Consider the following 20507-nt stretch of genomic DNA (forward strand, 5'->3'; position numbering starts at 1 on the left):
ATATCACCAGGTTAAATTTCAATATCGGCACTGATCACCTTATGTATGTTGTGGTCGTCAGTCAAAATGACTAAGTAACCTTCATCAGTAATGTCGAGCGCTTTGCCCTTAAATGTTTCATTTACAGTTGTAATTTTCAGTTCCCGATTGAAAATTACAGCATGTTCCAGCCAATGCTCTTTAATAGTGCTGAACGGTTCACTTAAAAATTTACCATAATAAAATTCTATTTTTTTAAACAGAATGCCGATAAAGTGATTCACATCGAAATGATCCTCTGACAGTTCATCGCGAATCGCTGTCGCTGTACCGAGCTTCTGTGTTTCTTCGGACTGTTTTATATTAATGCCGACACCGCAAACAATCGTATCGACGATATTGTCTGTACTGATGACTTCAGTTAAAAATCCGCATACTTTTTTATCGTTAATAAAAATATCGTTTGGCCATTTTATACCGCTGTTTAAACCTGCAGTCTCGCGTATCGTTTCACTGATGGCGAGCGACATAAATAAATTAAAGACAATCATATTATGATTGCTGATGTTCGGTCTAAAAACCAGCGACATATATAAACCCGCGGCTTCAGGCGACAGCCATTCGCGTTTAAAACGGCCGCGTCCTTGTGACTGATGGCCGCTTACAATTACTATATTACCATCATGCTGGTCTAAAATCCTGAACGCGTGGTTTTGAGTGGAATCAATTGTCTTTTTATAGATTAAAGTCTCGAACAGCTCTGACTTTTCAATTTCTGCTCTTAACAGCGTTTCATTTAAACGGTCCGATGTTTCAAGCAGTTTGTAGCCCTTATTCGTTACAGCAATGATATTATAGCCGTCTTCTTTCAGTTTCTGAATATTTTTCCAGATGGCGGTTCTTGATACACCGAGCTGTTTGGCAAGTTCGGCACCGGAAATAAAATCACTTTCCGTCAGTAATGATAATATTCCCGTTTTCGTTTTTAACATGTGTCTTCACCCAATTAATTATTTCTGCTTCATTATTTTTAATTTTGCCTAAGACGACTTGTCTCTCGACTGCAAACAGACAATCCTTCAGCCATGGCCCGCCCTTAAGTCCGAGAGCAGCCATCAAACTATTGCCGTTTACAGCTAAAGCGCTTCTGTCAGCAATCGGCAGCTGCACTTTGACGGCAGCGGCTTCACTCAGCAGCTCCCCTGCTTCATTTAAGAAGCTGTTATCTTTAATTATATCACTGACCAGCTGAAAAATGTCCGTTTCATAACGGTAAGCCAGTAATTTTGCATCGATTTTTTCATTCAGCTCATCCAATAAGTTCAAGGCTTGTTTAATGACTGTTTTTGAACGGTTAGACAATTTTAATTCCGGTAAATGACGCTGTAAATCACGCGCTTTATAAATCTGAATAACAGCTTCTGCTTCCAGTGAAGAAGCGACAGAATTTAAATAATTATCTTTAGAAATATATTTAAAAAACGGCATATATTTCAGCAGGCTGTCCGCTATAATATTTTTGGCGTCCGCTGTATTAATACCGCTGTATAATTTTTCAAGTTCAGCAGTCATTCTTTCAACTGCTATATGCTGCAGCAGTCCGGCATGTTCTTTAACTGCAAGTTCTGTTTCTTCGGACAAAGTGAAATCAAGCTGGGACATAAAACGCACTGCTCTTAACATGCGCAGTGCATCTTCGTTAAACCGTTCACTGGCTTGGCCCACAGTGGTAATCAGCTGTCTCTTTAGATCTGCTGCGCCATGGTAAGGATCATAGAGATCCATAGTCTGGGTCATGGCCATAGCGTTTATAGTAAAGTCTCTGCGGCTTAAGTCCTCTTTTAAATGCAGGGTGAAATAGACCGCGTCCGGTCTCCGGTGGTCACTGTAGTCCCCTTCAAGGCGGTAAGTCGTCACCTCAAAAGGTATATCATCCATCATGACGATAATCGTCCCGTGCGCTTTACCGACATCGATTGTTTTATCGAATAATGATTCAATCACGTCAGGCAGCGCATTGGTCGTAATGTCGAGATCGTTGACCGGACGCTGCAGCATATAGTCCCGCACTGCCCCGCCGACAAAGTAGCCTTCATAATTATGATGTTCCAGCTGATCAATTATTTTTCTGCCAGCTTTAAAAAGTGTCTCTTTCGTCATTATCTGCACCTGCTTGCAACTTAATATATAAATTTTCGTATTCTGTAACGATTTTTTCCATGTTAAACCGTTCGTTGACATCTTTTAACATTGCCTGCTGCATCTTTTCATACAGCGCCTCATCATTTAAGAGCCGAATTAAATGTTCAGCTGCCTGTTTATAATTGCCAATCTCAACAACATAGCCGGTCTGTTCGTGCTGGATGACTTCTGAAATACCGCCGGCAGTCGAACCAATCGGAACGGCCCCGCAGTACATGGCCTCCAGCATAGCAAGACCGAAACTTTCTTTGGCACTTAAGAGCAAAAATGCGTCACTCAGTTTGTAATAGTCGCTGACATCTGTCTGCTGGCCGGAAAAATGAACCCGGTCTTCAATGCCTAAGTCACTGACGAGCGTTCTGATGCTGTACATATCAGGTCCATCGCCAACCAGCACTAAATGACAGTCGATGGATTTAGAAGTTTCGTAAAAAGTTTTGACGATATCATCGACGTTTTTAATCTTTCTAAAGTTAGAAGTATGCATCAGCACTTTGGCCTGCTCTGGTATATTTAATTTTTCTTTGAGTTCTTTTTTAATTTCCAGACGATTTTCTGTATTAAAACGGGATTCATCGACGAAGTTATAGACCGTTTTAATATCGCTTTTCGGCTGAATCAGATCATACGTTTCCTGTGTCAGACTGTTGCTGACTGATGTCGTTATATCGGAATGATCGATGCCGAATTTTATAGCGCTGACCAGTGACATGTCGTGGCCGAGGACGGTAATATCCGTACCGTGAAGCGTCGTCACGATCCCGACGTTTTTTCTGTGAGACATCTGCCTTGCCAATATACCGCAGACAGCATGAGGAATTGCATAATGCATATGAATCACATCGAGCTCATAGCGGTCGATGACTTCTGATATTTTACTCGATAAAGTAATATCATACGGCGGATATTTAAAAACGCTGTAATCATTCACTTCGGTCCGATGCGTGTATATATTATCATAATTATGTCCCAGGCGAAACGGCACACTGGACGAGATAAAATGCACTTCGTGGCCGCGTTCCGCCATTTGAATACCGAGCTCTGTCGCTATGACTCCGCTGCCGCCGACACTCGGATAACATGTAATTCCAATTTTCATAATTATGCACCACAATTCTTAAATTTATCGTTAATCATTACTCATTATAATGAATATATGTATATAAGGGAAATGAATCCGTTTATAAAAAAACAAAAAACAGGCCCTCTTTTTAAAGAGAGCCTGACTAATATAAAATTAGTTTTGGTTTCTTGCGATCATGATAAAGCGTAACAGTTCAGCCACTGCCACTGCTGTTGCTGCAACATAAGTCATCGCTGCTGCGTTCAGTACTTTTTTAGCGTGGCGGTATTCTTTACTGTTCACAATATTTAATTCTTCAATCTGGTTCATGGCGCGTCTGGATGCATCGAACTCAACCGGCAGTGTCACCAGCTGGAATAAGACTGCGAATCCCATTAAGCCGATACCTGACCAAAGCAGAATTTCACCAAGTCCGCCGCCGGCTGCACTTTGTGCAGCAGTTAAAATAATACCTGCAATAATCAGGAAGTAAGAAAAGTTACTGCCTAATTGTGCGAGCGGGAACAAAGCTGAGCGGAAGTTTAAAAACTTATAGCCGGTCGCATGCTGAATCGCGTGCCCGACTTCGTGAGCGGCTACTGCTGTGCCTGCAACACTCGGATTGTCGAAGTTGCCGGGAGAAAGGACGACCTTTTTGTTTTTCGGGTCGTAGTAATCTGTTAAGACACCTTGACCGCGTTCAACTGAAACATCGTATATGCCGTTTTCCCGGAGGATATCTTCTGCAACCTGCTGGCCTGTCAATCCGCTTGTAGAACGTACTTTTGAGTACTTATTGAATGTGGATTTGACATTCATCTGTGCAAGCATTGGTACAATCATTAGAATTACAAAATAGATTATAAGATACAAGTTAGTCCCTCCGTGTAGTTCATAATGCTATTTTACTAAATAGCTTTTATATTAGTCAATTATTTGTGTCCCGCTTTGCAAGCTTATACAAGAGTATGAGCACAATAACTGTCAGCCAGAAAGCAAGATAGCCGATTTCACTCGCGTACGGATGCAGATTGCCATATCTCGGATACTGCATATACACATAGTCAATTACGTCATTATGAAACAGCCAAATCGCTGTGACATAAAAATGCCAGGGCTTGATTTCTATATATGGTAAAAACATAAAAGCCATTACCGCCATAGCTGAATGTGATGCAATCAGCATCAGCCCGATCCAAGAGACAAAGCCCATATCGATAAAGTTCCATAAGTTCATAATAACGGCCCAGACACCGTATTTTATCAGCGTAGTAAATGCCAGTGCATCGATCAGACCGAATTTTTTATTAAATAAAATCAGCAGGATGAGAATACACAAAAACAATGTCGCTGTCGGGCTGTCCGGAACAAAGGGATAGAAATACCAGGGCGTAATCGACAGCTGGCCGCCGTACCATATATAGCCGTAAATTGTACCCGCAACATTGCAAATAAGAAGAAAGATTAGAAATATGCGGTTGAACATTAGCTTGTATAAGTTATATATCATCATTTCACCTATAAGAAGACCCTTCTGTTGCCAGAAGGGTCATTATTATTATTCTGCTGATTCTTCAGTGTTAGCTGCTTCGTCTTTCGTAGTCAGTTCGAGACCTGCAACATATTCAGAAATTGCTGTAATTTCTTCATCTGTCAGCTGTCCTTCAAAGGCAGGCATTTCACCTGTACCATTTCTGACGAAAGATTCAACCATTTCCGGAGCCAATTCAGGTTCGATTAAGTTAGGACCTGACCCCCCGGCAAGTTCACCGCCGTGACAACTCGTACAGTTCGTACGAATTAAATCATTGAAGACAGGATCTTCTGCATCTAAGTTAGAGAAGACAATCTGCCCCTGCTGATTTTGCTGCTCCCAATCGTGGTAAGCAACAGATTCCCAAGTAGTATAGAAAATGATACCTATTGAAAGGAGCATCATTCCTGTTGCTACAGGACGTTTTTTCCAGTGACGTTCTTTTTTGCCGTCAAGCCAAGGTGCAAGAAGTAAAGCACCGAAAGCAATACCAGGAATAATCATGGCGCCGACAACGTTAAACGGACCTGAAGAATATGTGTATTTAAGAATCTGATAAAGGAAAAGGAAATACCAGTCAGGCAATGGAATATAACCTGTATCAGTTGGATCTGCCATACGTTCAAGCGGTGCGGGATGCGCAACCGTTAAACATAGGAAACCGATTAAGAATACTGCTCCGACCAACCATTCTTTGAGCAGATAATCGGGCCAGAACTCCTCTGTACGACCAGGGAATTCTGAATAGTCACGATTTAATTTTGGTTTATCATATTTTCTAATTCGTGAGTCACCGACAAAAGTGAGACCTTTACCGCGTTTCATATATTTTCCCTCCCCTTATAGTGGTCCTGAGATACCCTGTCTGCGTATCAGAATAAAGTGAATTGCCATTAATACAAATAGTGCAGCAGGCAGGAAGAATACGTGGATGGCAAAGAACCTTGTTAGTGTCTGAGCACCAATTATCGTTGAGTCACCTGCTAATAGTGTTTTAATCCATTCGCCGACGAACGGTACACTTTCAGCAATATCCAAACCTACTTTAGTAGCGAATAATGCTTTCATGTCCCATGGCAGCAAGTAACCTGTGAATGCGAGTCCAAGCATAACTGCAAACAGCAGCACGCCGACAACCCAGTTCAATTCACGCGGTGACTTGTATGCACCTGTAAAGAATACTCTGAGAGTATGTAAGAACATCATGACGACTACTAAACTTGCACCCCAGTGGTGCATCCCTCTGACAATAACACCTGCGGCAACATCTTGCTGCAGATAGTATACAGAGTTCCAGGCATTAATAATGTCTGGTACGTAATACATAGTTAAAAACATTCCAGATAAAATCTGGATGACTGTAATAAAGAACGTCAGTCCTCCAAAACAGTAGACGAAAGCGGAGAAGTGATAGGCAGGGTTTACATGCTCTGGCACTTCGTGATCAGCTACGTCTCTCCAGATCGGGGTGATGTCAATTCTGTCATCAATCCAATCATAAATACGATTTAGCATTTAATTCCCTCCTATACCAATTCATTCTCTTTTACTGCACCGATTGTAAGGAATCCATCTGATTCTCCTACTTCGAACATATCAAGCGGTCCGCGAGGCGGAGTTCCCGGTACATTGGCGCCGTTCTTTTCATACAGCCCATTATGACATGGACAGAAGAATCTATCCGGGTTAGCGGCATCACTTGCCCAAGAAACCGTACAGCCTAAATGCTTACATACAGGTGATAACGCTACGATCTGATCGCCATCGCGATAAACCCACGCGAAATCGGTCACTTCACTTACATACCAGCCGTCTTGCTGTTCGAATGTGAAGTCAACACTGACTGGTTCCTCAGTGATATCATCCACCGAAACACTTGTAGTAATCATGTCACCTGCAGAAGATTCCTGGAAAAGTGGATCAAGTGCAAATCTTCCCATTGGCAGAATCATTCCTGCCGCCATGAATGAGCCTACACCCATTAATGAGTAGTTCATAAATTGGCGTCTTGTTACTTTTTGCGACATTTTTCTTTCCCCCCTCAACGCACATACTTTTACATATAATATAACTAGGACATTTCAATTTTAGCTTATTAAAAGTGGACGGTCAATATTGTTTTCAAATAATCGACACATCTTATAAAGCAAATTGTGTAATTATACTTTTAATTATTGATTCCACACATTAATGATCTGTTTGATCACCGATTTCACTTCATCATTAATAATCGATATTTTCATGTTGTTATCCATATCGCTGATGGGAATGCTGTTTATTTTAATATTATTGACACCTTCAGATTCAGCTGCATCAAATGAAAGACTGATTACTTTTTTAAAGCCGTATTCAAACAGCTGATCTTTATATGTGATGAGCGAGTCTGTATTGCCGCCGACTGCAGTCAAGGCCGGTGTTATCAGCAGACGGCCTTTCAGCTGTTTCTCAAGCTGGACTGTCACATGCTGAATCAGTTCGAGATTGTTTGCGTGATGCAGCATATTGCCGTCAAAATCAATATTCATTACAGGAACGATTGCTGTATCAACAAATTCGATTTCCTCTTTTAATACTCGTAAATCGCGATTATTATAAAGCACTATGACTAACCTCTTTTATCGTTTAATTTTTGGAGTTCACCCGTCAGTTCGATAAACCGCGCTTTATCTTTTGAAATCAGCGCTTCATCGATCAGACTCTCCAGTTCTTTAATATCTTCGCTTAAAATTTCATCGTTTTTCATCAGTTCCTCACTCATAGCCTGGTTATAGCGGAGATCATTTTTAGAAAAGATAAATTCGACGTACAGCGCATCGGTCTTGTTCAGGTTCAGCTCGTGAAAAATCATTTCACCGTTGGCAGTTACTGTACCGGATTTTTCAAACATTAAAGTCGGCCGGTTTGTTCTGCTTTCAGCGATACGCAGTTTTCTTTCCAGGCCGGAATTGGTAAATGAAATATTGTGCGTAATCAGAGGATGGGATTTTATAAAATTTAAAATCCACACTGCCGTATGGTCTTTGAATTCATAATTATATAAACAATAATTTATAAAATCTTTTTTAAAACTCGTCTTCCTCACCTGCTATTCGTTCGTAATCCAGCTGCCATTCCAGATTATCGGGTTCTAGTTTAATTAGTTTTTCAAGCACATTTTTTCTGCTGTGATGATTAATCTCAGTTAAATAGTAATAATAATCTGTGTAGAATTCAACAGAATCCCCGATCAGATGACTCGCATCTTCATAATATTTAAGGGCTTGTTCGTCGTTTTCATTTTCAGCTTCAATTTTAGCTAATAAATAAATGGACTCCCCGCTCAGGGCATTGAGATCTAGATGTTTAACGTAATCGTCAATCGTCTCTGTCTCACCTGTTTTTAAAATACTTTCAAAGAGCATGAGATAGGCATCATCGTAATCTTCGTCGAGTGAAGTCGCTATACTGAAGTTTTCAACGGCTTCTTCAGGCTTATTTTGTCTGAAGTGCAATCTGCCGATATGGAAATAAATCAGTGCGTTTTTATCGTTTTCACGCAGGTAGTTCTGCAGTGTTTCAAGCGCTTCATCCAGATTGTGCTCTGTCTCGTATATGTTCATTAAGAGAATATAAGCGTTGATAAAGTACGGTTCATTGTCGATAACTTTAAGGAGCAGCGACTTGGCGCGGTCGTATGCTTTTAAATTGTATTCGAGCAGCGCTTCTTTATAAAAATCTTCGTTTGAATAATGCTCATCCGGCACGCTGTCGAAATAGGCACGCGCATCTTCAAAGTTTAATAAATTAACATATATATCGGCGAGTCTTAAACCGATCATAACGCCGTTCACTTCTTCGAGTCCTTCGTTCAGCACTGTTTCGTAAAAACGGACTGCCTCTTCTAAGTCACCTAATGTGTAATACAGCTCTGCGATTGCAAAGTCGATAATAATATCATCGCTTTGGGCCTTCGCTTCGAATAACAGCCGCACAGCGACATCATTCAAATTCATCTGCTGGAATATTTCGGATTTCAGCATCAGCACAGTTGGTGTTTCCGGACTGTTGTTAATCAGTGTCAGTGCATCGTCAAGACGTGCTTCGCTAATATATGAGTCGACGATGTAACTGATCACGTAATCATCGTGGTCCACATTGTCGTTTAGATGCAGAAACACTTGTCTGGCCTGATAGTCGAGCCCTGCGTTGTGCAGTGCATCGCCGAGCACGAATAAGGCTTCGAGCGATTCTTCGGAATGGAACTGATCCAGACTGTTTAATATATAATTTAAATCTTCTTCCGGATAAGACCCCTGACGGAGCTTATCTATAATACTGAGTATATCTTCCTGCATATTACCGGTCCTTTCTTAAACGCTCTAAATCATTAATAAATGAAGGGAACGATACGTCTATTGCGCTTTGATCATCTATTTGAATATGAGTTTCTGCTGCAATCGCCATAACGATCAGCATCATAATGATGCGGTGGTCATGATAGCTTTTAAACATTTCACCGGCTTTTACTTTACCGTAACCCGGCATGATTTTAAAGCCGTCTTCGTATTCTTCGAAATTGACGCCGAATTTTGACAGTTCGTTAACGACTGCTGTAATTCGGTCGGTCTCTTTAAATCTGAGTTCTTCAGCACCGCGGACAGTGCTGTCGCCGTCAGCGAACACACCGAGCACTGCGAGAATCGGAATTTCATCGATTAAACGGGGAATTATTTCGCCGTCAATATGAAACGGTTTTAATTGTTCCGTATAGCGGACTCTAATATCACCAAACGGCTCCCCTTTTGAATCGTGTTCTGTAATGGTAATATCTCCGCCGCACATTTTGACGACATCGATGATACCCGAACGCGTTTCATTTAAGGACACGTTTTCAATAGTTATATCTGAGCCTTTAGTAATTAAAGCGAGGACGATTAAAAATGCGGCAGATGAAATATCTCCCGGCACTGTGACGTTTGAAGACGATAAATCTTTGCCGCCCTTCAGCGTGACAGTATTTTCATTCACTGTAATATCCGCGCCGAACTGTGCCATCATCAGCTCCGAATGGTTGCGGGACTGGTGGGTTTCATGAACGATTGTTTCACCGCTTGTAAAGAGTCCCGCAAATAAAATGGCGCTTTTTACTTGGGCAGAGGCAATCGGCATCTTATATTCGAGCGGTTTTAATTGTGCCGGCTGAATATTGACCGGCGGGTACTTGCTGTCTTTTAAAGTGATATCAGCACCCATTTCAGACAGCGGAATCACAACGCGGTCCATCGGGCGTTTAGCAATGGTTGCATCTCCTTCAACCGATGCAGTAATCGTTTTAAGGCCGGCAAGGAGTCCTGTAATTAACCGTGTTGTTGTGCCGCTGTTGCCGGTGTAGATTGTGTCTGATGGTGACTTTAAGTGATCGTGTCCCTTAGATACTACTGTAAAATCGTCACCCTGACGCGTCACTTCGGCACCGAGCTGGCGCATATTGTCAAATGTTCTAAGCGTATCGGCGCTAATTAAAGGACTTTTAATATGTGTCGTGCCTTGACTTAAAGCACCGAGCATCAGCGCACGGTGAGTAATCGATTTATCGCCGGGCACGCTGGTTCTGCCTGTGAATGTACCATTTAATAATTGTTTCATATGCGCTCCTTTAACTTCGTCAGCATCATTTTAAGATCACTGACTTTAATATCGGTCACTGTCAATGTGTTCTCATCTTTAAAAAGCACGTAGCTGATATAATCGCTCTTATGATTTTTTTTGTCTTTTTTAATCAGCTCGAGCATTTCATCGACGTCCATGTCTGTAATCAGGCCGACTGGATAGCCGTGATGTTTCATATAATCGACGTAATAATCCAGTGCAATCTCCAGCTGATACACTTGATTTGAAATATATAAACTTGCAATAATTCCGAGCATGACTGCCTGGCCGTGAGGAATTTTATACTTATATTCTATGGCATGTGCGAGCGTATGACCTAAATTTAAAAATTTACGGCTGCCCTTTTCATGTTCATCTTCAATAACGATGGTCATCTTTGTTTCAATACCTTTAATTATAAAAGGTGTGAGCGTCTTAAGATCAATCGTCTCTTTTGTTGCCTGGAACAAGTCTTCAGTTAATTCCGGGCTGTGAATCATGGCGTGTTTAAATACTTCGCCGAAACCGCTCAGTACTTCTGAGCTCGGCAGTGATTTTAGAAAATCGAGATCGTAAATCACTGCTTTAGGACGGTAAAATGCACCGATTAAATTTTTGCCGTGCTTAGAGTTAATGGCCGTCTTGCCGCCGATCGCTGAATCATGGGCCAGCAGTGTCGTCGGCACGTGAATGTAATCGACGCCGCGAAGAATAGTACTGGCGATAAAACCGCCCGCATCGCCTGTCGCTCCGCCTCCGATAACGACGATTAAATCATTTCTTTTAATGCCAAAGGCAAGTAATTCTTCCATAGTGTGCATTAAAGGAGAAGCGTATTTAAACGATTCTCCTCCAGTGACGACCAGCGGTGCTTCTATAAATGATAATTTACTGTTTTTGTAAATGCCGTATACATGTTCATCGATAAGGTAATATACATTATCATACTGAGCTGTGTATTCAGACAGCTGACTTTTGAGTATATTTTCTGCAACGTGAATTTTGTAGTTATTATCTTTATAAGCCGTCGATATATCCATATTAGTACTCGCTCAGACGTTTGTTATATAAATCGAGAGATGCTTTTAAGTCGCCAAAGTCATCGCTTGGAAACTTATCGAGAATTGCTTCTGCCACTTCGATTGCTACCATATGTTCAGCTACAATGGATGCGGCCGGCACAGCACAAGGATCACTGCGTTCAATCGTTGCCGTGAATGCTTCTTTCGTATGAATATCGACACTCATTAAGGGTTTGTATAATGTCGGAATCGGCTTCATTACACCGCGGACAACAATCGGCATGCCCGTCGTCATTCCGCCTTCAAAGCCGCCGAGGTTATTAGAACTGCGGTAGAAACCGTCCTCGCTGTCGAATTTAATCTCATCCTGGACTTGTGATCCCGGCGTTTCTGCCATTTTAAAGCCCATACCGAATTCAACACCTTTAAATGCGTTAATGCTGACGATGCTGCGTGCAATTTTAGCATCGAGTTTACGGTCGTAATGAACGTGAGATCCGAGACCGACCGGCGGGTTTTCTACGATAACTTCGACGACACCGCCGAGCGTATCCCCTGCCTTTTTAGCAGCATCTATTGCCTTTTCAGCTTCTTCTGTCGCCTCGTTAGAAATCATCCGCACACTTGAGCCGTTAGATTTTTCACTTAAAGTCTTGTAATCATAGGCACCGTCATCTGTTACTGCACCGATTTTTGTAACTCGGGAAGTAATGTTGATATCGAGTGCGTGGAGCAATTCTTTGCACAGTGCACCGACTGCAACACGAGCGGTTGTTTCACGTGCTGAGGAACGCTCCAGAATATTTCTCAGATCATGATGGTTATATTTCATACCGCCGACTAAGTCAGCGTGACCCGGACGGGGCTTAGTAATAATGCGTTTCATTTCCTCTTCTTCTTCTTTACTGATCGGTTCTGACCCCATTATTTTTACCCAGTGCTTAAAGTCATCATTGTTGACTTCCATCATAATTGGGCTGCCGAGCGTCTTGCCGTGGCGGACGCCTGAACCGAATTCAAATGTATCCTTTTCAATCTGCATACGGCGTCCGCGGCCGTATCCGCCCTGACGTTTAAACAATTCCTCCTGCATGCGTTCTTTATCGATTGGCAAGTTCGACGGAAATCCTTCAACGATAGCATTGACTTTTGGACCGTGCGATTCTCCTGAAGTTAAAAATCTCATTGTAAGCACCTCTATTTGAATTATTTATATATATGAAAAAAAGACTGAGTAATGTTATTACCCAGCCTGGTTTATTGTTCTTAGTAAATCCAAGCGCTGTTTGATAAGTCGTAATCAAGCACTTCAGATTCGTCGAAGAATAAGTTGATTTCTCTTTCAGCACTTTCAGGTGAATCTGAACCGTGAATAATGTTTTTACCGACAGTTAAACCGAAGTCGCCGCGGATTGTTCCCGGTGCAGCTTCCTGAGGGTTTGTTGATCCAACAACTAAACGTGCAGTTTTAATAACGTTTTCACCTTCAAGAACCATTGCAAAAACCGGTCCGGAAGTGATGAATTCAACAAGCTCGCCGAAGAAAGGTCTTTCGCTGTGTTCACCGTAGTGAGTTTTAGCTAAGTCTTCCGATACTTGCATTAATTTAGCACCAACGATTTTGAATCCTTTGTTTTCTAATCTTTCAACGATAGGTCCGATAAGATTTCTTTGGACACCGTCCGGTTTGATCATAAGAAATGTTTTTTCCATTATAATAGCTCCTTAAATGTGATTTCGAATATTATTTTAGCATTTTCTCACATGTCATTACAAATTAATTTCTTCTGTTTTTTAACATATCTGCAATTTCGATAAAATATTGTTTAATCGGCGCGTCGATATGTTCAGTTTCAGCCAGTGCTGCATCGAGATGTTCCGTGCTGACTTCGAGTGCCCGGTCGAGAGCATCGGTATTTAAAATGTACTGAATCAGCTGCTCAGGATTTTCTTTAGTCTCTGAAAATTCCTCAAGCATTTTTTTAAATTCAGCGTCGCTGTCTCTTAAAAGCAGTACAGGCAATGTGTAATGACCGTTTTTGATATCGGAATAATTCGGTTTGCCAAGCGTACTAGTGCTGCCTGTAAAATCAAGGCAGTCATCGATAATTTGGAAACTCATACCGATATGATAGCCGTACGTGCTTAAATGCTGCATCAGTTTATCATTGAGTTCAGCAGCATAGCCGCCGAGTTCGATGCTCAGAACGATGAGCAATGCCGTTTTACGGTAAATTTTTCTATAGTATTCATCGAGGCTCTGACGGGCATCGAATTGAGTATCGAACTGGATCAGTTCACCCTGGACGATTTCCCGTATGCCGCTAGAATAAGTTTCATGGAATTTAGGGTTGTTAATTTTACTGACTATTTGCAGCGCTGAAGACAGCAAATAGTTGCCTGTATTAATTGCCTGAAAATAGCCGTGTTCGTAAAACACAGTCGGTTTTCCGCGGCGGAGTGCACTGTCATCGATAATATCATCGTGTACCAGTGTTGCCATATGAAGCAGTTCGAGACTGGCGCTCGTTTTTAAAACATCTTCATAATGTGCTGTGTCCCCCAGTTTCCCGGCGAGTATTGTAAACATGGGACGCAGTTTCTTTCCCCCAGAGTTATACAGCTGAAAACTCATATCGTTAACGATAGTGCCATTTGGTTTCAATGACGATTTAACAATTTTTTTGACGCGGTTAAGTTCCCCCGACATAAATTTTTTTAATGGTTTCACATTGCAGCCTCAATTGGTTTGTATCCGATATGAGTTGCTGCAGTACCAAATGTATGAGGGATTACTTTGATATTTATATAGCCATTTTGCTGCATCATAGTTTTCAATTCCTCTTTAGATAGAAACTTGCTGGTCGATTCAAACAGCCAAGTATACTCCTGGCCGCTGCCGGCAATTTTCTCTCCAAGAACAGGCATGATTTTGCCGAAGTAAATTTTAAAACCAAAGTTCATCAATTTGCTTTCAGGATTGGATGTTTCAAGAATAACCAGCTGGCCGCCGGGTTTTAAGACGCGGTAAAATTCTTTAATACCGCTCAAATAGTCCGGTAAATTACGAAGACCAAATCCAATCGTCACGATATCAAATGTATTATCGTCATACGGCAAGTCTGTCGCATCGCCCTGGGTCAGTGTAATATTATTAAACTGAGCTGTTTTGCCGGCAGCGACTTTCAGCATATTTCCACTGAAATCAAGGCCTGTAATTTCGGCTTCCTGATTTTCTGCCAGCTGGATTGTCCAGTCACCAGTGCCGCAGCACAAATCCAGCACCTTTTGGCCGGGTTTAACGAAGATTTCTTTGTTAGTCCGGTTGCGCCAAATCGTGTGCTGATTAAAACTGATTATGTCATTCATATGATCGTAATCATCTGAAATGGAGTTAAAGATTGTCTGAATTCTATTTTCTGTTTGCATTAGCGTTCACCTTTAGTATTTATTATGTAGGCCAGTTCTCTTTGATCCATGTTTTTAATTACACGGTCGAGAATATTATCGAGATCAGACTTCACATATCCATTATCTATTAAATACAATAGCGGTGCAAACAGCAGATACTTTAAGTCGCTGTCAGTCAGCACTTTTTTATCTTCGTACTGTCTCGACTTTTTAGATGACAGTTCTTTTGATATGCCCACCATATCATGTACGACCTGCATTTCTCCGTGCTGAGACAGGGCTGAATAGAACTCGCTGAAATAGAAATCTCCTGTCAGGACATGCCCTTCCCGATTATTAACATCCGGTACCTTATCGAGCTGATTTAATGCATGTGTAAATAACAGCACCGCATCGGAAATATATTTTTTATGTATTATATTATTATTATCTGAAAAAAATTCTGTGATTTCATTCTGCTCCAAATCATCAATTAAATCCTGGAGCTGTGAATCATTATAGGGTTGCACGGCTGAGTATTTCATAAATATCACCTTATAAATGAATAGACCTAACGTTTCAAAGTTAGGCCTAGTAGATAAATTATTTAACTGCGTCTTTAAGTGCTTTACCAGCTTTAAATGCAGGTACTTTAGATGCTGGGATTTCGATTTCTTCACCAGACTGCGGGTTGCGGCCTTTTCTTGCAGCACGGTCACGTACTTCAAAGTTACCGAATCCGATTAATTGTACTTTCTCGCCTTTTTGGAGAGAACCTTGGATTGATTCAAAAACTGCGTCTACTGCAGCTCCTGCTTCTTTTTTTGTAAGGTCAGCTTTATCGCTGACAGCGTTGATTAAATCTGTCTTATTCATCTGATAGACCTCCTATAATCTGTATAATGATTTTATCATTATGTTTTGACTTTACCATACGGGCGTAGGGACTGCAACGGATTTAAACGTTTTTTCGCTTAAAAACTGCATGAAATTAACTTTTGTGAACGCTCGTCATAAATATTGCTTCATTATTTTCATCGACTGTCATTTCCGGTGAATAAATCGGCACAATCGGTGTGTATTCATACAAGATTGGACGAATATCCTCCCCTGTCTCAAAGTCGAGTCCTTCGTTTTCTATCATCATATTTAAATCATCTCTGTAGTCGACGATAAAGTCCTGGCCGCCGCTGTAATATACATTCAGCTGCTGTCCTGTGTACGGACTCGTTACCGTCGGGTTTTCAGTCAGATTGTAATGATCGAGATCCAGCTGATAGACATTCGGACCGACCTGGTCTCCGAGTTCAACGTGCTCGCCCATACCGTTAATACGAAGACGCAGCGAACGGAGCTCCTCGATAATTGCAAGGTCTGCAATTTTCACTTCAGGATCTTCTTCTGCATTTAAAATAACGTATTGAAAATTACCGCCGTTTTCATAAGCTGTCGTGGGAATATCGCTTAAATATTCAGGCACGATACTCGTAAACTCAACTTGATAATCTAAATATTCAGCAGTGTCGGACGTTGTTTTAATCGGTAAAATTCCGCCCTCTGCTTCCTGAAAGTTATCGACTGCATTTTGGACGTTCTGAATATCTGTTTCTGGCGGAATGTTACTCCCTGCCCGCTCATCTTCAGGATATAGACAGCCGCTTAATACTAACAATGCGAGTGCCATTGTGAATACATAAGTGAATTTACGCATGCGTGGATCCTCCAATAACGAGAATCATCAGCAGAAAGGCGAGTATTAATAATACCCATGCAATTAAAGAAACAAGAATACTGACAAAACGAATAGTAATTACAAACCTTGCCAGATATATTAATACTGCTGCAAGTGCCATAAAGCCGATCGACACAAATGACACCCACATTAAGTCCATTCTAGAAATATCAAACATACATTTACCTCTAACTATTTACTATTTTTTATTTGGCTTTCGAGCAGTTGTTTTAAGCCTTCCGATTCTGACGTTTTTTCGCGTTTCATTAAAGCGGAAAACGCTTCGTCTTCGCTGATATCATTAAATAAATATCCGTACAGCACTTTTGTAATCGGCATATCGACATCGTATTTCTCAGCGAGCTCGTAAGTGGCCCGCGTCGTATTGACGCCTTCGACGACCATACCCATTTTTTCTGTTGCCTCTTCAAGAGAGAGTCCGCCGGCGAGCATTTGTCCGCAGCGGTAATTTCTCGAATGCTGGCTGGTGGCAGTCACGATTAAATCGCCCATGCCTGCCAGTCCTAAAAATGTCAGAGGATTCGCACCGAGCTTAGTGCCGAGTCTGGCAATTTCATGCAGGCCGCGCGTAATAACGGCGGCTTTTGGGTTATCGCCGAAGCCGTAGCCGGACAGAGCACCAACAGCCAGCGCAACAATATTTTTGAGCGCTCCGCCAATCTCTACACCGACCATATCATTATTCACGTATACTCTGAAGTAATCCGTCATAAAGACATCCTGAATAATTTCAGCGCCTTTTGAGTGAATGGAAGCTGTGCTGACAGTCGTCGGCTGTTTTTCAGCTACTTCTTCAGCATGGCTCGGTCCGCTCAAGACACAAATATCCGAAACGTATTCTGGATCAAAGACTTCTTCAAGCACTTCTGAAACGCGTTTATACGTGTTCAGTTCCAGTCCTTTTGCAACGTGCACGATCAGCACTTCTTTACTCAAGTCCTTGAGCAGCTGATTAATTTCAGCTGCGACAGAGCGCATGGCATTAACAGGAACTGCCAGTACGAGAACCTCTCCGTGGCTGACAGCTTCTTTTAAAGACGATGTTGCTTTAATATCCGATGCTAAATCGATATTTTTTAAATACTGGCTGTTAGTGTGTGACTGATTAATTTCCAAAACAGTATCCTGATTTCTCCCGTACATCATGACCCGATTGTTATTATCATTCAAAACCATCGAGAGGCTTGTACCAAAACTACCTGTTCCAATGACTGAGATGTTCATATTGATACCTACTTTCTAATTTCGTTTACGGCTGATGATGTGAATCGGTGTGCCGGTAAAATCAAAGGCTTTTCTAAGCTGATTTTCAATATACCGTCTGTAGCTGAAGTGCATCAGCTCAACATCATTGACAAAGAGTACAAATGTCGGGGGACCGACACTGACCTGCGTCCCGTAATATATGCTTAAGCGGCGGCCTGTGGAATCAGTCGGTGTCGGATTCATGCTGACACTGTCGACGAGCACTTCGTTTAAAGTGCTGGATTTCACGCGCATATTGCTTGAAGCGTATGCTTGCTGAATAAGCGGGAATAATGTCTTCAGACGGACCTTAGTCGCTGCTGATACGAAAGTAATCGGTGCATAATCTAAATACTGGAAGTTAGATCTGATATCCAGTTCGAAATTGCGCATCGTTTTTTCATCTTTTTCTACAGCATCCCACTTGTTGACAACGATAATAATCGCACGGCCTGCCTCATGTGCCAGACCGGCAATTCTTTTATCCTGTTCTCTGATACCTTCTTCGCCGTTAATGACGACCATAACAACATCGGAACGTTCAATCGCTCTGGTTGCTCTGAGGACAGAGTATTTCTCTGTCGCTTCGTACACCTTGCCGCGTTTTCTCATTCCAGCTGTATCGATTAAAGTGTAGTCTTCTCCGTCGTATGTATACGACGTATCTATTGCATCACGGGTTGTGCCTGCAATGTCCGAGACGATAACACGTTCTTCACCGAGAATGGCATTAACCAGACTCGATTTACCAACATTTGGACGGCCGATTAACGACACTTTAATCGCCGGATCTTCTTCTACTTCAGTCTCTAAAGACTTAAAGTGCTGGACGACTTCATCCAGTGCATCGCCGAGACCTAAACCGTGCGATCCTGATACCGGCCATGGTTCGCCGAGACCAAGCTGATAAAACTCATATATCTCACTGCGCATTTCATAGTTATCAATTTTGTTAACCGCTAAAACGACAGGTTTTTTAGACTTCTGTAAAATACGTGCAACAAATAAATCATCGCTCGTTACACCGTCTCTGCCGTTCACAATCATAATAATAACATCTGCTTCAAGAATGGCGATTTCAGCCTGCATTTTAATCTGCTGCTGAAACGGCTCATCCTTAATTTCAATACCGCCGGTATCAATTAAATTAAAAGTATAATTTAACCAGTCACCTTCAGCGTACAATCTATCTCTTGTGACGCCCGGAGAATCTTCGACAATTGCCTTTCTTTCTCCGATAATTCTGTTAAAAAGCGTGGACTTGCCGACATTTGGCCGCCCTACTACTGCTACTGTTGGTTTATACATTGTTACCCTCCCTGTATGCACATATATTTTAACACAAATAAAATAAAGAGCGATAGTATCATCGCTCTTTATCATGAGTGAATTCTAATATTATAAGTCTAAATCTTTAAATCGATCTCCGAAGACGTCGCCTAAAGTTGGTGCGTCATCATCCGTATCGTCAGTGTAAACTTGTGAATTCTGTTCCTGTTTAGCCTGTTTCGGTCTAGCCGGCGCAGATTCAAGTGCTTTGATAGACAGTGAAATTTTCTCGTTATCCTTATCAAGGCCGATAATTTTCACTTCAATTTCCTGTTCTTCTTTAAGAACATCAGATGGTACGTTGACGTGGTCGTGTGCTATTTCTGAAATATGCACCAGTCCTTCAACACCCGGTGATACTTCTACGAAGGCACCGAAATCAACAAGGCGCTTAACAGTACCATTCAGTACGTCGCCTGTATCATGCGCATCGATAAATTTATTAAATGGTGATTCGCCAGCTTGTTTAATAGACAGGCTGATGCGTTCCTGTTCAGGATTAACATCGAGCACTTTAACATTAACCTTCTGGCCAATTTCTACAGCATCTTCAACACTGTTAACGCGGCTGTAGCTTAACTCGGAAATATGAGCCAGGCCGTCTACGCTGCCGATGTTAATGAATGCACCGAATGAAGTGGTTCTGACTACTTCACCTTCGATGATGCTGCCGATTTCAAGATCCTGAAGTTCCGCTTGGCGATGTTTAGATTTTTCACCTTCAACAATGCGCTTGCGGTTAAGGATTACCCTGTTTTTCTCCTGGTCAATGTCCTCTACTTTAACTTCGAGAGTTTGACCTGTGAACTGCTCAAGATCTTCAATATATTCGTCAGAAAGGAGTGATGCAGGGATAAAACCTCTGACACCGACGTCTAATACAAGACCTGCTTTAACTGCTTCTACAACAGTACCTTCAAGCGTTGCATCAGCATCCTGTTTCTGTTTTAAATCTTCGTATGCTTTTTGTTCATCGAGCTTGCGGATTGAAATAATGATGTTTTTAGCATCATCTTCAACTTTGATTACTACTGCAGTGATGGAATCATCCAGTGCAATAATATCATTCGGGTGCTCGATACGTTTGTTTGTAAGCTGACTGATTGGAATTATGCCCTCGTAGTCAGAATCATCGACTTGAACTTTTACAAACTTATCTTCGATGTTAAAAATTGTACCTGTTACTGTGTCACCTACTGCAAACGGACCGTTTTCTGCCGTTTCAGTATCGTTCTGTACCTCTTCGCTGTTGTCAGGTGCATTATTTTCCTGTGTTTCTTCGATGTTTGAATCTTCGTTCTTAATGTCTTCTGTCGTCATGTGCTTGCCTCCAATTACTATACAGTGTATATAAATAACTTC

At 41.7% G+C, this 20507-nt stretch carries 24 protein-coding genes; all 24 read right to left on the reverse strand.

The window, feature by feature from the left end:
• Nucleotides 1–11: 11 nt before the first annotated feature.
• The 24 genes from IEU81_RS02015 to rpsA all read right to left on the reverse strand — a co-directional run bounded on the left by IEU81_RS02015 (nt 12) and on the right by rpsA (nt 20465).
• Nucleotides 12–971, reverse strand: coding sequence for a biotin--[acetyl-CoA-carboxylase] ligase (locus IEU81_RS02015; RefSeq protein ID WP_186090069.1), 960 nt, complete (start codon nt 969–971; stop codon nt 12–14).
• Nucleotides 925–2139 (reverse strand): CCA tRNA nucleotidyltransferase, encoded by a 1215-nt coding sequence (locus tag IEU81_RS02020; protein WP_176760549.1) that lies wholly within the window; start codon nt 2137–2139, stop codon nt 925–927. The genes IEU81_RS02015 and IEU81_RS02020 overlap by 47 nt, the downstream gene beginning before the upstream one ends.
• The gene (bshA, locus tag IEU81_RS02025; protein WP_186090071.1) at nt 2117–3280 is read right to left on the reverse strand and encodes an N-acetyl-alpha-D-glucosaminyl L-malate synthase BshA; all 1164 of its coding nucleotides are present in this window, start codon (nt 3278–3280) and stop codon (nt 2117–2119) included. Before bshA ends, IEU81_RS02020 begins: the two co-directional genes overlap by 23 nt.
• Nucleotides 3281–3418: 138 nt before the next feature.
• Nucleotides 3419–4117 carry a zinc metallopeptidase gene (locus IEU81_RS02030; protein WP_256333916.1) on the reverse strand — a complete coding sequence of 233 codons (699 nt, stop codon included), beginning with the start codon at nt 4115–4117 and terminating at the stop codon, nt 3419–3421.
• A gap of 55 nt (nt 4118–4172) precedes the next feature.
• On the reverse strand, nt 4173–4730 hold the full coding sequence (locus IEU81_RS02035) for a DUF1405 domain-containing protein (protein ID WP_231957131.1): 558 nt from the start codon (nt 4728–4730) through the stop codon (nt 4173–4175).
• A 72-nt stretch (nt 4731–4802) separates the two neighbouring features.
• On the reverse strand, nt 4803–5603 hold the full coding sequence (locus IEU81_RS02040; protein ID WP_092594691.1) for a menaquinol-cytochrome c reductase cytochrome b/c subunit: 801 nt from the start codon (nt 5601–5603) through the stop codon (nt 4803–4805).
• 15 nt (nt 5604–5618) lie between these two features.
• Nucleotides 5619–6293 (reverse strand): menaquinol-cytochrome c reductase cytochrome b subunit, encoded by a 675-nt coding sequence (gene qcrB / locus IEU81_RS02045; RefSeq protein WP_092594689.1) that lies wholly within the window; start codon nt 6291–6293, stop codon nt 5619–5621.
• Between the two features lie 11 nt (nt 6294–6304).
• On the reverse strand, nt 6305–6805 hold the full coding sequence (locus tag IEU81_RS02050; protein ID WP_092594687.1) for a QcrA and Rieske domain-containing protein: 501 nt from the start codon (nt 6803–6805) through the stop codon (nt 6305–6307).
• A 144-nt stretch (nt 6806–6949) separates the two neighbouring features.
• Nucleotides 6950–7378 (reverse strand): DUF2487 family protein, encoded by a 429-nt coding sequence (locus IEU81_RS02055; protein WP_186090073.1) that lies wholly within the window; start codon nt 7376–7378, stop codon nt 6950–6952.
• Nucleotides 7379–7383: 5 nt separating this feature from the next.
• Nucleotides 7384–7860 carry a YpiB family protein gene (locus IEU81_RS02060; RefSeq protein WP_186090074.1) on the reverse strand — a complete coding sequence of 159 codons (477 nt, stop codon included), beginning with the start codon at nt 7858–7860 and terminating at the stop codon, nt 7384–7386.
• Nucleotides 7841–9112: a tetratricopeptide repeat protein gene (locus IEU81_RS02065; RefSeq protein WP_092594681.1), complete on the reverse strand. Its 1272-nt coding sequence runs from the start codon at nt 9110–9112 to the stop codon at nt 7841–7843. The genes IEU81_RS02060 and IEU81_RS02065 overlap by 20 nt, the downstream gene beginning before the upstream one ends.
• A gap of 1 nt (nt 9113) precedes the next feature.
• Complete coding sequence (aroA, locus tag IEU81_RS02070) at nt 9114–10403, reverse strand: 3-phosphoshikimate 1-carboxyvinyltransferase (RefSeq protein ID WP_186090076.1); 1290 nt, start codon at nt 10401–10403, stop codon at nt 9114–9116.
• A complete protein-coding gene (gene aroB, locus IEU81_RS02075; protein WP_092594677.1) occupies nt 10400–11446 on the reverse strand; it encodes a 3-dehydroquinate synthase in 1047 nt (348 codons plus the stop codon). The genes aroA and aroB overlap by 4 nt, the downstream gene beginning before the upstream one ends.
• Nucleotide 11447: 1 nt before the next feature.
• Nucleotides 11448–12614, reverse strand: a complete 1167-nt coding sequence (gene aroC / locus IEU81_RS02080) for a chorismate synthase (RefSeq protein WP_092594674.1) — start codon at nt 12612–12614, stop codon at nt 11448–11450.
• 80 nt (nt 12615–12694) lie between these two features.
• Nucleotides 12695–13141: a nucleoside-diphosphate kinase gene (gene ndk, locus IEU81_RS02085; protein WP_092594672.1), complete on the reverse strand. Its 447-nt coding sequence runs from the start codon at nt 13139–13141 to the stop codon at nt 12695–12697.
• Nucleotides 13142–13205: 64 nt separating this feature from the next.
• A complete protein-coding gene (locus IEU81_RS02090; protein WP_186090078.1) occupies nt 13206–14159 on the reverse strand; it encodes a polyprenyl synthetase family protein in 954 nt (317 codons plus the stop codon).
• Nucleotides 14156–14857 carry a demethylmenaquinone methyltransferase gene (locus IEU81_RS02095; protein WP_186090079.1) on the reverse strand — a complete coding sequence of 234 codons (702 nt, stop codon included), beginning with the start codon at nt 14855–14857 and terminating at the stop codon, nt 14156–14158. The genes IEU81_RS02090 and IEU81_RS02095 overlap by 4 nt, the downstream gene beginning before the upstream one ends.
• Nucleotides 14857–15348, reverse strand: a complete 492-nt coding sequence (locus IEU81_RS02100; RefSeq protein ID WP_186090081.1) for a hypothetical protein — start codon at nt 15346–15348, stop codon at nt 14857–14859. The genes IEU81_RS02095 and IEU81_RS02100 overlap by 1 nt, the downstream gene beginning before the upstream one ends.
• A 73-nt stretch (nt 15349–15421) precedes the next feature.
• A complete protein-coding gene (gene hbs, locus IEU81_RS02105; protein WP_092594664.1) occupies nt 15422–15694 on the reverse strand; it encodes a non-specific DNA-binding protein Hbs in 273 nt (90 codons plus the stop codon).
• A gap of 115 nt (nt 15695–15809) precedes the next feature.
• Complete coding sequence (locus IEU81_RS02110) at nt 15810–16529, reverse strand: YphF family lipoprotein (RefSeq protein WP_176760548.1); 720 nt, start codon at nt 16527–16529, stop codon at nt 15810–15812.
• On the reverse strand, nt 16522–16728 hold the full coding sequence (locus tag IEU81_RS02115; protein WP_176760547.1) for a DUF2768 family protein: 207 nt from the start codon (nt 16726–16728) through the stop codon (nt 16522–16524). Before IEU81_RS02115 ends, IEU81_RS02110 begins: the two co-directional genes overlap by 8 nt.
• 14 nt (nt 16729–16742) lie before the next feature.
• Nucleotides 16743–17795 (reverse strand): NAD(P)H-dependent glycerol-3-phosphate dehydrogenase, encoded by a 1053-nt coding sequence (locus IEU81_RS02120; RefSeq protein WP_186090082.1) that lies wholly within the window; start codon nt 17793–17795, stop codon nt 16743–16745.
• Nucleotides 17796–17810: 15 nt separating this feature from the next.
• A complete protein-coding gene (der, locus tag IEU81_RS02125; protein ID WP_092594660.1) occupies nt 17811–19124 on the reverse strand; it encodes a ribosome biogenesis GTPase Der in 1314 nt (437 codons plus the stop codon).
• A 90-nt stretch (nt 19125–19214) separates the two neighbouring features.
• Nucleotides 19215–20465, reverse strand: coding sequence for a 30S ribosomal protein S1 (gene rpsA / locus IEU81_RS02130; protein ID WP_092594658.1), 1251 nt, complete (start codon nt 20463–20465; stop codon nt 19215–19217).
• Between the last annotated feature and the right edge of the window lie 42 nt (nt 20466–20507).

Origin of the sequence: Jeotgalicoccus aerolatus, assembly GCF_014635205.1 — a bacterium.
Lineage (GTDB): Bacteria > Bacillota > Bacilli > Staphylococcales > Salinicoccaceae > Jeotgalicoccus > Jeotgalicoccus aerolatus.